We start from the raw sequence: 12,839 nt of genomic DNA on the forward strand, positions 1-12,839 counted from the left end.
TATATCTCCCGGGTTCTTTCCCCTCGGGGCCCCGGGGGGCCCCCCCGCGGGCGGGTCGGGGCGGGCGCCCCGACCGGACCGCGGGGCTCAGTTGCCGCCGCGCGGGGCGACGTTGACGCCGCTGCCGTAGGGGATGGGCAGGAAGTCGACCTTCCCGTCCTTGAGGGCCTGGTAGAGGATGTAGCCGTCGGGGCCGAGCACCTCCACCAGCGCCTCGATCGCCTCCAGCTCCTTGTCCACCCGCTCGTTCTCCTGCTCCTGGGCGGTGGTCATCTCCACCGCCTCCTGGGCCAGGGTCAGCGCGTTGCGGACCTCCTCGGGCGGGGTGGGCTGCTGGATGGTCAGCTGCGGGGTGCCGCACTCCTCCTCGCCGGTGTAGACGGGCGAGCAGAAGAACTCGCCGCCGCCCTGCTCGTCGATGTAGGCCGCGGTCAGGTCGCCGACCTTCTGCTCCCACTCGGCTTTGGCGTCGGCGCTGGTGTACAGGTCGCGCCAGGCGTACTCCTTGGTGGCGTCGTCCAGGGCCCGGTTGAGGGGCTGGCCGATGTAGTCGCGCAGCAGGTCGATCCAGCCGGCGTCCTCGTAGGCGGTGTACTTCAGGCCCAGCCGCTCGTGGAACTCCTGGAGCTGGTCGCACTCGATGTTGAGGCTGAAGGTCACCAGCCCGGTGACGGTGAGTTCGAGGTCGTCCTTGGACACCACCGTGGAGGAGGCCATCTCGGCGGCGTCGGAGCCGGAGAACTCGAAGGTGCGCTGCCCCGCGGGGTAGAGGTAGGTCTCGTCGCCCGGGCCGTGGTACTCGCGGTTGCCGGGGTCGATGCAGCTGTCGAAGGTGGTGGAGGAGAAGGCGCCCGCGTCGTACTCCAGGCCCGCGCGGTCGGGTCCGGCGTTGGCCGAGCAGGCGGTCAGGGCGAGGGCGGCCGCGGCCGCGGTGAGGGCCGTGAGGGTGCCGGTCCTCCACCCGCGGGTGCGGCGGGGCTGCGTGCGGCTGGTCGTGCGAGGGGACATGGGCGCACCATTCGTCTCAGAGGGGGAATCCGTCCTCACCTCTCGGACGGTCGCGGAGCGCCCGCGGATCCCGGTGACCTGCACAGGCCACCGGGATCGGGGCCTCACGCGAAGATGTCCCAGCCCATGCGCAGGAGCAGGCCGGCGATGACCACCAGCAGGACCGCGCGGACGAACCCCGAGCCGCGCTGCAGCGCCATGCGCGCGCCGATCTGGGCGCCGATGACGGTGGACACCGCCAGCCCCAGGCCCAGCAGCCAGTCGACGTGGCCGCCGATCGCGAACACGGTGAGGGCGCCGAGGTTGGTGCAGACGTTGACGATCTTGGCGGCGGCGGAGGCGGACACGAAGTCCATGCCCAGCACGGCGGTCAGGGAGATGATGAGGAACACGCCGGTGCCCGGCCCGATGAGCCCGTCGTAGAAGCCCACCCCCAGCCCGGCCAGGGCGATGGCGGCCAGCAGCCGGTTGCGGGTGCGCAGGCCCGGGACCTCGGCGGCGCCCATGGCGGGCCGCAGGTACACCAGCAGCGCCACCCCGGCCAGGACGACCATGATGACGGGCTTGAGGACGTCGGTGGTCAGGGCGGCGGCCAGGGCCGCCCCGCCGCCCGCGCCCAGCAGGGCCAAGGTCGCGGTGGGCAGCACGACGGCGCGGTCCACGGGCACCTTGCGGGCGTAGGCGACGGCGGCCGAGGCGGTGCCGAAGATCGCGCCGAGCTTGTTGGTGCCCAGCAGGGTGGCCAGCGGGGTGGTGGGCGCGGCGACCAGCAGGGCGGGCAGGAGCAGCAGGCCGCCGCCGCCGACGACGGCGTCGACCCAGCCGGCGGCGACGCCGACCAGGAGGAGCAGGCCGAGGATCTCGGGGTCCACGGGTCACCGCCCCCGCAGCACAGGGATGATCATGGGTTCTTTTCGAGCGGGGATGTGCGGGATGAAGGGGGAGAAAGGGGGTGTCCGCGACGAATTCTAGCGGGGTGCGGGCGTCCGGGGACGCACCGCACCCCGCCTGACGGCGACGCCCGGGTCCGGGGGCGCCGCCGTGGTCCAGGGCGTGTTCGGCGGATCATTCCGGGTCGCGGCCGCGAGGCTTCCTCTCGCCGCGCCGCCTGCGCTCGGACAGCCGAATCGGGCTGACCCGCGCTGGTCGTCTTGCGAGAGATCGCCTCGCGGCCGCTCCCGGCATTCGGCGCGAGCGCCGAAACGCTCGAAAGCATCCACCGAACACGCCCTAGTGCGGCCCGTAGCGGTCCTCGAACCAGGCGCGGGCGCCCTCCACCACCCGCGGGGGCACGCTGTGCCCGCCGGGGTGCTCCAGCAGCTCCACCCGCGCGCCCAGGGCGGCGAGGTGGTCGGCCAGCAGCCGGGCCTGGTCGGGGGTGCTGATCGGGTCGGCCGCCCCCGCGCCCAGGAACGCCGCCCTCCCCGCCAGGTCGACCCGGTCGGGGTCGCGGCCCTGCAGCGGGTAGCCGGCGCCCAGCAGCACCGCGCCGTCCAGCACGTCCGGGTGCAGGAGCATCAGGGCGGCGGCGATGTTGGCGCCGTTGGAGAAGCCGACGGCCACCACCGGGGAGCCCAGGCCGTGGTGGTCCAGGGCGGCGGGCACCCAGGCGGCCAGCTCGGCGGCGCGGGCGATGACGTCCCCGACGTCGAAGACGCCCTCGCGCAGCCGCCGGAACCAGCGGTTCATCCCGTTCTCGTCCACCCTGCCGCGCGGGGAGAGCAGGGCCGCGCCCGGGGCCAGGGTCCGGCCCAGCGGGAGCAGGTCGTGCTCGTCGGCGCCGGTGCCGTGGAGCAGCAGCAGGGTGGGCGCCTGGGGGCGGCGGGCGGGTTCGACGACGTGGACGAAGTCGGCGACCGCGCTCACCGGTCGGTGTCCAGGGGAGGCAGGGCCGCGGCGATGGCCTCGCGGTCCGGCTCCAGCCACGGCGGCAGCCGCAGGGAGCGGCCCAGTTCGAGCAGGGGCTCGTCGTAGTCGAAGCCGGGTCCGTCGGTGGCGATCTCCAGCAGCACCCCGCCGGGTTCGCGGAAGTAGATGGAGGTGAAGTAGTTGCGGTCGCGGACCTCGGTCACGCCCACGCCCTGGGCGAGGAGGTCCTCGCGCCAGGAGGCCTGGACGGGGCCGTCGGGTGCGCGGTAGGCGACGTGGTGGACGGTGCCGGCGGCCACGTGCCCGCGTTCGGCGGACGGCCGCGCGAGCACGTCGACGATGGTGCCCACCGCCTCGCCCGCCGCGGCGGTGCGGAAGCGCACCCGGTCGGCGGTCTCGCCCTCCAGCCGGAAGCCCAGCCGGTCGGTGAGCATCGCGGCGGTGTCCTCGACCCGGTTCTCGGTGAGGGTGACCGCGCGGATGCCGCGCACGGCGTGCTCGGTGGGGATGCCGCCCCCGTCCCAGGGGTCGGTGTCGTGGTGGTCGGGGGCGGCGGCCAGTTCGATGACCAGGCCGTCGGGGTCGCGCAGGGACAGCACGTCCTCGGCGCCGCGCTCGGCGGGCCGGGTGAAGTCGACGTCCAGGGCCTTGAGGTGTCCGGCCCACCAGCCCAGCGACCCCTCCGGGACGGAGAAGGTGGTGACGGTGGCCTGCCCGGCGCCCTGGCGCCCGCGCGGGGCCCCGGGCCAGGGGAAGAACGTCATGACGGTGCCGGGGTTGCCCGCCCGGTCCCCGTAGTAGAGGTGGTAGGTGGTGGGGTCGTCGAAGTTGACGGTGCGCTTGACCAGGCGCATGCCCAGAACGTTGCGGTAGAAGTCGGCGTTGGCGGCCGGATCCGTGGCGATGGCGGTCACGTGGTGGATCCCCGCGGGGCGTACGTCCATTCGGCACCTCTTTCGAGACCAGGTGGTTGAATCTTAAACCACTTTGGGCGGCCTTCCCCCTCCACGCTCCCCCGCACCGCTCCCCGTTCCGGTCAAGGACACCCCGGCCCCGGGCAATACCTCTTTCCCCGGCCGCAGCCCCAGCCCCGCGACCAGCGCAGACGCGCACAGGAACCCGGCGAACACCAGCGCCGCGCCCCACCCCCAGCGGTCGTAGAAGAGTCCGCCGGCCCAGCCCAGCACGCTCGCCCCCATGTAGTAGGCCAGCGTGTACACCGAGGACGCCTGCGCCCGCCCCTCGCCGGCCCGCCGGGCCGCCCAGGCCGAGGCGGTGGCGTGCGCGCAGAAGAACACGAACGTGAACACCACCAGCCCCACCGCGACCACCGGCAGCCAGGGCGCCGCCAGCACCGCCGCCGCGGCGCCCATCACCGCGACCGAGACCGCCAGCACCCGGTAGGGCCCCCACCGGCCCGCGCCCCGCCCCGACCAGGCCGACCCGGCCATCCCCGCGGTGTAGGCGACGAACAGGGACGACGCCACCGCCTGGGAGAGCCCGAACGGCTCGCCCGTCAGCCGGAACCCCAGCAGGTTGTAGACGGTCATGAACGCGCCCATGAGCAGCAGCGCCTGCGCGTACAGCGCCGCCATCCCCGGGGTGGCCAGCGCCGCCCGCCACCGGGAGCGGCCGCCGACCCCGCCGGCCCCGGCCCGGGGCGCGCCGCGGGTCCGGCGCGGCAGCGCGCACACGAACACCAGCCAGGCCAGGACGCCCACCGCGGTGGAGGCCGCCACCCCCCACTGCCAGCCCCCGGCGGCGGCCGCCCACCCCGAGACCAGGCGCCCGCCCATCCCGCCCAGCGGGTTCCCGGCGATGTACACACCGATCGCCCGGGCGGCGTCGGCCGGGTGCAGCACCTCGGACAGGTGGGCCACCGCCGCCGCGGGCACCCCGCCCAGCGCCGCCCCCTGCACCGCCCGCAGGGCCACGAGCAGCCACAGGTCGCCGGCGAAGGGCGCCGCGCAGCCGACCAGGGTGGCCACCGCCAGGGACACCGCGATCACCCGGGTGCGCCCGAACCGGTCCCCCAGCCCGCTCCACACCAGCGCGAACCCCGCCAGCGCGCCGGTGGCCGCCGACACCGTCAGCGACACCCGCGCCGCCGACTCCCCCAGGTCCGCCGCCAGCTCCGGCAGCACCGGCTGCACCGACCACAGCTGCGCGAAGGTCGCCACCGCCACGGCCACCATCGCCACCACGGTGCGCCGGTAGGCGGAGGTCCCCGCCCGGGGGCGGTCGTCGTCGGAGTGCGCGGAGTCCATGGAACCCACGCTAGAAACCGGTGACCCATACGTCCAATGCATGAACAGGCGCTGATCCATACTGGAACGCATGGAACCCGAGGACGCCGACCGCATCACCCGGCTGCTGGCCCCCCGCCTGCACATGCTGGCCGCCCTGGCCCGCACCGAGCACGTCACCCGCGCCGCCGAATCCCTGGGCATGCCCCAGCCCACCCTGAGCAGGGCGATCGCCCGCCTCCAGGAGGACACCGGGCTCACCCTGGTCGAACGCACCGGGCGCGGGGTGCGGCTGACCCGCACCGGCCGCCTGCTGCTGCCGCACGTGGAACGCGCCCTGGCGGACCTGGCCCGCGGGGTGGGCGAGATCACCGACGCGGGACAGGGCCGGGTCGGCCTCACCTTCCTGCCCACCCTGGGCGTGGAGGTGGTGCCCGCGCTGCTGCGCGACTTCCGCCGCGCCCACCCCGGCGTGCGCTTCACCCTGGTCCAGGAGCCCTGGGCCGACTCCCTGCGCCGCGTGGCCGAGGGCGGTGCCGACCTGGCGCTGACCTCGCCGCTGCCCGCCGACCCGCGCCTGGCCTCGACCGTGCTGCACACCCAGGCGCTGCGCCTCGTGGTGCCCGAGCACCACCGGCTGGCGGCCGCCGACCGCGAGATCGCCCTGGCCGAGGTGGCCGCGGAGGAGTTCGTGCTCCTCAAGCCGGGCCGGGGGGTGCGCCACCTGACGGACCTGATCACCGACCGGGCGGCGCTGACACCCGAGGTCGCCTTCGAGGCCGACGACATCGCCACCGCCCGCGGACTGGTCGGCGCCGGGCTGGGGGTGTCGGTGCTGCCCGCGCGCCCGCGCGGCCCCCTGCCGGGCACGGTGGAGCTGGCCCTGGCCGACCCGGACGCGGTGCGGCCGATCGGGGTGGTGCACCCGGCCGGGGGCTCCGGCGGCGGCTACACGCCCCCGGCCGTGGCGACGTTCCTGGACCACGTGCGCCGCCACGGGCCGCGGCTGATCCCCGACCTGACCGGCTGACCCGCGAAAACCCCTTGCCGGGGGGCGGGGGCGGCCGCCACGCTGGCCGCCATGACACGAGAGCGCTCTTCCGAACGAACCGCCGAACGACCCGTGGCCCTGGTCACCGGTGTGGGCCGCACCCGCGGCATCGGCGCGGCGGTCGCCCTGCGCCTGGCCGGGGCCGGCTGGGACGTCGCCTTCACCCACTGGGCCCCCTACGACGCCCGCATGCCCTGGGGCGCCGAACCCGGCGCCGCCGAGCGGATCGGCGCCGCCCTGGCCGAACGCGGGGCCGCCCACCTGGCGCTGGAGGCCGACCTCGCCGACCCCGAGGTCCCCGACCGCGTCGTGGAGCGGGTGAGCGCCGAACTGGGCGCGCCCGCCGCCCTGGTCCTGTGCCACTGCGAATCGGTGGACACCTCGCTGCTGGACACCGGTGTGGAGTCCTTCGACCGGCACTTCGCGGTCAACGCCCGCGCCTCCTGGCTGCTGGTGCGTGCCTTCGCCCGCGCCTTCACCGCGCCCCGCGGGTCCGGCCGGATCGTCGCGCTGACCAGCGACCACACCGTCGGCAACCTGCCCTACGGCGCGAGCAAGGCGGCGCTGGACCGGATCGTCGTCGCCGCCGCCCGGGAGCTGGCCCACCTGGGCGTGTCCGCCAACGCGGTGAACCCGGGGCCGGTCGACACCGGGTGGATGACCCCGGAGCTGAAGCGGGAGACGGCCGGGTACACGCCGCTGGGTCGCACCGGCACCCCCGAGGACACCGCCGACCTGGTCGAATTCCTGTGCTCGCCGCGCGGCGGGTGGGTCAACGGGCAGCTGCTGCACAGCGACGGCGGGATCTCCGCGCCCTCCTGAGCACGCGGGGCGGCCGCCGCGTTCCGGATCAGGACGGTATCCGGACCGCGGCGGCCGCGCGCCCCATAGTCGGCCGTAACTTGTCCGAATGTCAACAAAACGGGGGCGGGGCGCCACCGCCCGCAACCGTACCGAGACCCGGACGGTTCTCACTCTCTACTGCGTGCGCCCTACACTTTCCCAGCACCCGACCATCCCGTCATCCGAGGAGGCGCATGCGCAGGGCCCGGCGGCGCGGGCTCGCCCACGAGGCGGCCGACCGTATCCGCGAGTCCATCCTCCAGGGCACCGTGCCCCCCGGCGCACCGCTGCGCGAGGTCGACCTGGCCACCCGCCTGGACGTCAGCCGCGGCTCCGTCCGTGAGGGGCTGGCCCTGCTGGAGCGCGACGGCCTGGTCGTCAGCGAATGGCACCGCGGCGCCCGCGTCATCGAGCTCACGCCGACCGACGTCGACGAGGTCTACACCGTGCGCGGCGCCCTGGAGCGCCTGGCCGCCCACCGCGCCGCCGCCCGTGTCACCGACGCCCGCCTGGCCGAGCTGTCCGGCCTGGTCGACGCCCTGGACCGGGCGCTGTCCGACGACACCGACGCCGTCGAGCTGCTCCGCCTGGACCTGGGCTTCCACGACCTCCTCTACGAGACCGCCGCCAACACCCGGCTGGCGGGCGCCTGGCAGGCCCTGCGCTCCCCGGTCCACCTGTTCCAGCTCACCCGCATCCGGCGCTGCCACCCGCACTACCGCCGGGACTCGGTGGAGGAGCACCGCGCCCTGGTCGACCTGCTCCGGCGCCGCGAGGCCGACGCGGCGGCCGCCTGCGCCGAGGCGCATGTGGCCGCCTCCCGCGACGCGCTGATCGCCATGCTCGACACGGGCCCCTCCGGCACCGACGACGGCTTGGGTAGGCTAACCTAACCTCGGCGCGCACAGGTGTCCGGGCACGCCCCGGGCACCCCGCGCTCCCGTGTGCCCGTTCCCGCCCCCGATTGGACCGACCCGTGCGCCTACCCACCGCCCCGGACGGCAGCCGGGGCTGCTCGGCCCTGGCCCGCTACACCGGCGAGCAGATCGCCGGAACGGCCGGACGCACCGTCGGATGGCTGCTCATCGAGCACCCCGGCCCCTGGCGCCACCCCGCCTTCACCAGCCCCGGGCTGGACGGGGGCGTCGTCTCCGCCCTGGCCGCGCGGATCGCCGGCCACGACGTCAGGCCCCAGCTCATCAAGCGCCCCGGCGCCGCGCGCGACGCCGGCGGGCCGCGCCGCGCCTACCTGGCCCACGTCAGCCGCACCTCCCCCTGGGTGCGGCGGGTCGACTTCACCGACCAGGCCGAGCTGCTGGACATCGACGTCACCGCCGCCGAACGCCCCGCACCGCCGGACTTCGGCACCCCCGTCGACCACACGCTGTACCTGGTCTGCACCCACGCCAAGAAGGACCCCTGCTGCGCCGTCCTGGGCCGCCCGGTGGCCGCCGCCCTGGCCGACACCGACGCCGAGGTCTGGGAGACCACCCACGTGGGCGGCGACCGGTTCGCCGCCAACCTGGTCGCCCTGCCCCAGGGCGCCTATTTCGGCCGCCTGGACCCCGTCTCGGCCGTGCACACCGTCACCTCGCTGGAGAAGGGGCTGCTGGTCCCCGACAACTTCCGCGGCCGGTGCAGCGACTCCTCCGCCGTCCAGGCGGCCGAGGCGGCGCTGCGCATGCGCCTGGGCACCGTCGGCACGGACGAGATCACCCACCTGGGCGAGGAGGAGGCCCCCGGCGGCGTCCGCGTCACCCTGGGCCACGACCGCGGCCTGTACACGGTCGCCGTCGCCCGCGAGGAGGGCGCGGCCTGCCCCGCCACCTGCTCGGCGGCCGAGCCCAGCCGCCCGGTCCACCACCGCGTCACCGAGATCGAGGGCCTGCCCGCCCACGCCTGACCGCGCGGGGCGGCGCTATCCGCCCGAGGTCTCCCCCGCCGGCTCCGCGCCCCCGGCGACCTCGGCGGTGGCGCGGGTCTGGGCGGCCGCGGCCCGGGTCAGGTACCCGGCGATGAGGGCGAGCTGGTCGGCGTCGTAGTCGGCGTGGACCTCGCCGAGCTCGCGCATGAGGGGTCCGAACACCTCGGCGGCGCGCTCGGCCGGGACGCCGGTGAGGGTGACCACGACCCGGCGGCGGTCGCTCTCGTCCCGGCCGCGCGTGATCATGCCGCGGCGCTGGAGCCGGTCCAGGACGCCGGTGACCGAGGCGGGGGCCAGCCCGGAGTGGCGGACCAGCTCGCCCGCGGTGCAGGGGCCGTGCCGCTCCAGCAGGTCCATCATCTTCCAGTCGCTGGGACCGATGCCCAGGCGCTCGCCCACCGCGGTGTGGAACATCACCGCCGCGGCCGAGAGCACGCGCCCGGCCTCCTCGACCTCGCGCAGCGCCCTGTCCCGATCCATGCCTTCTCCGTTCCGCCGGTCTTCTCGCACGCCCGCGGGGCACCGCGCCCTTGACCGCGGCGACCCCTCCGAATATATTTCGTTCGACCGAACGAAATAATATCGCCCCTTCCAGGAGACCATCATGCGCGTACTCGTCAGCGGCGGCGGCATCGGCGGCCCCGCACTGGCGCTGGCCCTGCACCGGGCCGGCATCGACGTCCGGACCTTCGAGGCCCACCCCGGCCCCGCCGCCGGCCTGGGCTCCCACCTGGGCCTGGCCCCCAACGGGCTCGCCGTCCTGCACGTCCTGGGCGCGGGCGAGGACGTCATCGCCCACTCCGCCTTCCCCAGCGACACCATCGAGTTCACCAACGGCCGCGGCCGCGTCCTGGGCCGCCTCCGCGACGGCTCCGCCGAACACGGAGACCACCTGCGCACCCGCACCATCACCCGCGGCCGCCTCCAGACCGTCCTGGCCGAGGCCGCCGCACGGGCCGGGGTCCCCGTCGCCTACGGCAGGCGGCTGGTCTCCCACACCGACCACGGCGACCACGTCACCGTCTCCTTCGCCGACGGCGGCACCGCCCGGGGCGACGTCCTCATCGGCGCCGACGGCATCCACTCCCCCGTCCGCCGCACCATGGACCCCGCCGCACCCGGCCCCGCCTACACCGGCCTGCTCAACATGGGCGGCTCCCTGCCCGCGCACCTGCTGCCCGCCACCCCCGCGGGCACCACCCGCATGGTCTTCGGCCGCCGCGCCTTCCTCGGCTACCAGACCGGGGAGGAGACCGCCCTGTGGTTCGTCAACCTGCCCCACCCGGACGTCGGGCCCGACACCCCCGCGCCCGCGGGCGGCTGGCAGCGGTACGTCCTGGACCGGTTCTCCGGCGACGCCCCCTACATCGCCGCCGCCCTCGCCCACGCCGACCCCGCCGCGTTCACCCCGACGGGCATCCACGACATCGCCTCGCTGCCCCGCTGGAGCAGGGGCCGCGTCGGCCTGCTCGGCGACGCCGCCCACGCCATGGCCCCCTCCAGCGGGCAGGGCGCCTCCCAGGCCCTGGAGGACGCCCTGGTCCTGGCCTCCTGCCTGCGCGACATCGACGACCCCGCACGGGCCCTGGCCACCTACGAGCACCTGCGCCGCGACCGCGTCGAACGCGTCGTGGCCCTGGGGCGGCGCCAGGGCTCTCCCAAACTCGCCGGGAACGCCGTCAGCGCGTTCCTGCGCGACCTCGCCCTGCCCCTGGTGTTCAGGGCCGTCGCCCGCACCGACCCGCACCGCGAGGTGTTCTCCCACCGCATCGACCCCGACCGGCCGGTCCGGCCCGCCGGGGTCGTCCGGTGAACGCCGCTCAGCCCCAGAAGCCGAAGCTGTACAGCAGCCCGTTGGTCGCCGCCATCACGCCCAGCGCCAGCACCGCGCCGGTCACGAACGAGGTCCGCAGCGATCGCACCAGGAACTCCAGCGACACCAGGTTGTTGAGGATGAAGTAGCCCAGCATCGTCGCGTGCCAGAACCCGTCCATCGACAGGGGCTCGAACACGAAGACCGAGCCGTTCCACACGTTGGTCTCGGTGGTGAACCACTCCCACGCCAGCGCCGCACCGTACCCCAGCGGGATCTGGATGAACGGCAGGATCAGCAGCGGCAGCAGCTTGGCGAAGCTCCACAGGCTCGGCCGTCCCGCCTCGCGGGCCTCGGCCTGCGCCCGGCGCGCCGCCTCCTGCTCGGCGCGCACCCGCTCGCGGTGGGCCCGGTCCGCCTCCTGGCGGCGCCGGTGCTCCACCTGCTCCTCGTGGCGGCGCCGCTGCTGGGCCGCGTACTCCTCCTGGCGGCGGCGCTCCTGCTCCTGGCGCTCCTGCTGGGCGCGCAGCTGCTCCTGGTGGCGCTCGTACTCCCGGCGGCGCAGCTCCTCGGCGTCGGCCCCGGGCGCCCCGCGCCGCCCCCCGTACAGGTCGGCGTAGGGGTCGTTCGGAGCGGACGCCCCCGGGCCGTACCCCTGGTCCTGGGCGGGCATCCGCCGGGTGGAGTCGTGCCCCTGCCCGGCACCGTACGGCTGCGCCTGCTGCGTCGCGTCGTAGCCCTGGGCCTGCCCCGCGCCGTACTGCTGCGTGGGCGCATACCCCTGCCCCTGGCCCTGTCCCAGGACCGAGGTCGCCCCCTGGTCCTGGGCCGCGGGAGGCGTCACCCGCGTGGCCGCGTCGTCGCCCCACGCCCCGGCCGCCGCCCCCGCGGCACCGCCGGCCACCGCGCCGGCGGCGCCCCCGGCGGCCGCCGCGCCCCACACCCGCGTCGGGTCCGCGGAGCCCTCGCCGCGGCCGTGGGCGCCGGTCGGCTCCGCCGACGACAGCGCCCGGTTGACGGTCGCCACCTGCTCCTGCACGCCCGCCATCACCGCGGGCGGCAGCCACGCGGCCCCGGCGGGCACCTCGCCCAGGTAGTCCAGGATCTCGCCCGGCGTGGGGCGGCCCCGCACGTCCTTGCTCAGGCAGGCCGCCACCAGGTGCCGCAGCGACTCCGGCACCCGCGACAGGTCGGGCTCGCTGCTGATGATCCGCATGACCATCGTCGGCATCGCCCCCTCGCCGAAGGGGCCCGTGCCCCCGGCCGCGTACGCCAGCACCGCACCGTAGGCGAACAGGTCGCTGGCGGGGGTCAGCGTCTCCCCCTGCACCTGCTCAGGGCTCATGAACCCCGGCGTGCCGATGATCGACTGCGTCGCCGCCGTCCCGTCCGTGGCCCGTGCGATCCCGAAGTCGATCACCCGCGGCCCGTCCTCGGCCAGCAGCACGTTGCCGGGCTTGAGGTCCCGGTGGATCAGCCCGACCCGGTGGATCTCCGCCAGCGCCTCGGCCAGGCCGGCCGCCAGCACCCGCACCGTCGGCTCGGGCAGCGGGCCGTGGGCCGCCACCGCGTCGTCCAGCGGCAGGGAGGGGACGTAGGAGGTGACCAGCCACGGCACCTCGTCCTCGGGGCCCGCGTCGATCACCGGCGCCGTGAACGCGCCGCTCACCTGGCGGGCCGCGTTCACCTCACGGGCGAACCGCTCCCGGAACGCGGCGTCGGTCGCCATGTGCGGGTGGATCCGCTTGATCGCCACGGCCCGCCCGCCCGCGGACCGGCCCAAGAACACCTGGCCCATACCGCCCGCCCCCAGGCGTGCGATCAACCGGTACCGGCCGATGCGATCGGGATCGGTGCTCTCAAGGGGACCCAACGTCCTCAGTCCTTCCGCATTCGCCGAGTCTGGTCGCGCCTCGTACACCACACGTGCACCAGACCCCAGCGATCGTAGCCAACCCGGCGGGCCCCGCGGACCCGCGGCGCCCCGCACCGTCGGACGCGCCGCACCGCACCTGCGGTCCTCTCCCCCCGCGGTGCGCCGACAACGCCCCACCGCCCCCGGGAGTTCCCCCCTGGCCTGCATCG

Annotated in this window: 12 protein-coding genes; 5 read left to right on the plus strand and 7 right to left on the minus strand. The window is 75.5% G+C overall.

The window, feature by feature from the left end:
* Positions 1 to 87: 87 nt before the first annotated feature.
* The 5 genes from ACFVNO_RS24190 to ACFVNO_RS24210 form a co-directional block, all read right to left on the minus strand.
* The gene (locus ACFVNO_RS24190; protein WP_378895901.1) at positions 88 to 1,008 is read right to left on the minus strand and encodes an SPFH domain-containing protein; all 921 of its coding nucleotides are present in this window, start codon (positions 1,006 to 1,008) and stop codon (positions 88 to 90) included.
* Between the two features lie 104 nt (positions 1,009 to 1,112).
* Entirely contained in the window at positions 1,113 to 1,880 is a 768-nt protein-coding gene (locus tag ACFVNO_RS24195) for a TSUP family transporter (RefSeq protein ID WP_355264460.1), read from the minus strand.
* Between the two features lie 358 nt (positions 1,881 to 2,238).
* A complete protein-coding gene (locus ACFVNO_RS24200) occupies positions 2,239 to 2,874 on the minus strand; it encodes an alpha/beta hydrolase (protein WP_355264457.1) in 636 nt (211 codons plus the stop codon).
* Positions 2,871 to 3,821 carry a ring-cleaving dioxygenase gene (locus ACFVNO_RS24205; RefSeq protein WP_355264454.1) on the minus strand — a complete coding sequence of 317 codons (951 nt, stop codon included), beginning with the start codon at positions 3,819 to 3,821 and terminating at the stop codon, positions 2,871 to 2,873. The genes ACFVNO_RS24200 and ACFVNO_RS24205 overlap by 4 nt, the downstream gene beginning before the upstream one ends.
* A 33-nt stretch (positions 3,822 to 3,854) precedes the next feature.
* The gene (locus ACFVNO_RS24210; RefSeq protein WP_378895904.1) at positions 3,855 to 5,144 is read right to left on the minus strand and encodes an MFS transporter; all 1,290 of its coding nucleotides are present in this window, start codon (positions 5,142 to 5,144) and stop codon (positions 3,855 to 3,857) included.
* Between the two features lie 70 nt (positions 5,145 to 5,214).
* Between ACFVNO_RS24210 and ACFVNO_RS24215 the strand changes: the two genes are divergently transcribed.
* The 4 genes from ACFVNO_RS24215 (at position 5,215) to ACFVNO_RS24230 (ending at position 8,920) form a co-directional block, all read left to right on the plus strand.
* Complete coding sequence (locus tag ACFVNO_RS24215; RefSeq protein ID WP_355264448.1) at positions 5,215 to 6,153, plus strand: LysR family transcriptional regulator; 939 nt, start codon at positions 5,215 to 5,217, stop codon at positions 6,151 to 6,153.
* A gap of 51 nt (positions 6,154 to 6,204) precedes the next feature.
* The gene (locus tag ACFVNO_RS24220; RefSeq protein ID WP_355264445.1) at positions 6,205 to 6,996 is read left to right on the plus strand and encodes an SDR family oxidoreductase; all 792 of its coding nucleotides are present in this window, start codon (positions 6,205 to 6,207) and stop codon (positions 6,994 to 6,996) included.
* A 215-nt stretch (positions 6,997 to 7,211) separates the two neighbouring features.
* Positions 7,212 to 7,910, plus strand: coding sequence for a GntR family transcriptional regulator (locus ACFVNO_RS24225; protein ID WP_378895907.1), 699 nt, complete (start codon positions 7,212 to 7,214; stop codon positions 7,908 to 7,910).
* 83 nt (positions 7,911 to 7,993) lie between these two features.
* Entirely contained in the window at positions 7,994 to 8,920 is a 927-nt protein-coding gene (locus tag ACFVNO_RS24230) for a sucrase ferredoxin (protein ID WP_355264439.1), read from the plus strand.
* Positions 8,921 to 8,935: 15 nt separating this feature from the next.
* Here the strand turns inward: ACFVNO_RS24230 and ACFVNO_RS24235 are convergent, their stop codons facing one another.
* Complete coding sequence (locus ACFVNO_RS24235; protein ID WP_378895909.1) at positions 8,936 to 9,421, minus strand: MarR family winged helix-turn-helix transcriptional regulator; 486 nt, start codon at positions 9,419 to 9,421, stop codon at positions 8,936 to 8,938.
* 124 nt (positions 9,422 to 9,545) lie between these two features.
* Here ACFVNO_RS24235 and ACFVNO_RS24240 point away from each other — a divergent pair, with 124 nt between their 5' ends.
* Positions 9,546 to 10,754: an FAD-dependent oxidoreductase gene (locus ACFVNO_RS24240; protein WP_378895911.1), complete on the plus strand. Its 1,209-nt coding sequence runs from the start codon at positions 9,546 to 9,548 to the stop codon at positions 10,752 to 10,754.
* 7 nt (positions 10,755 to 10,761) lie between these two features.
* Here ACFVNO_RS24240 and ACFVNO_RS24245 read toward each other — a convergent pair whose 3' ends face one another.
* Positions 10,762 to 12,627, minus strand: coding sequence for a serine/threonine-protein kinase (locus ACFVNO_RS24245; RefSeq protein ID WP_355264430.1), 1,866 nt, complete (start codon positions 12,625 to 12,627; stop codon positions 10,762 to 10,764).
* Positions 12,628 to 12,839: the final 212 nt, after the last annotated feature.

This window comes from Nocardiopsis sp. NPDC057823 (assembly GCF_042797335.1).
GTDB classification, from domain to species: domain Bacteria; phylum Actinomycetota; class Actinomycetes; order Streptosporangiales; family Streptosporangiaceae; genus Nocardiopsis; species Nocardiopsis changdeensis.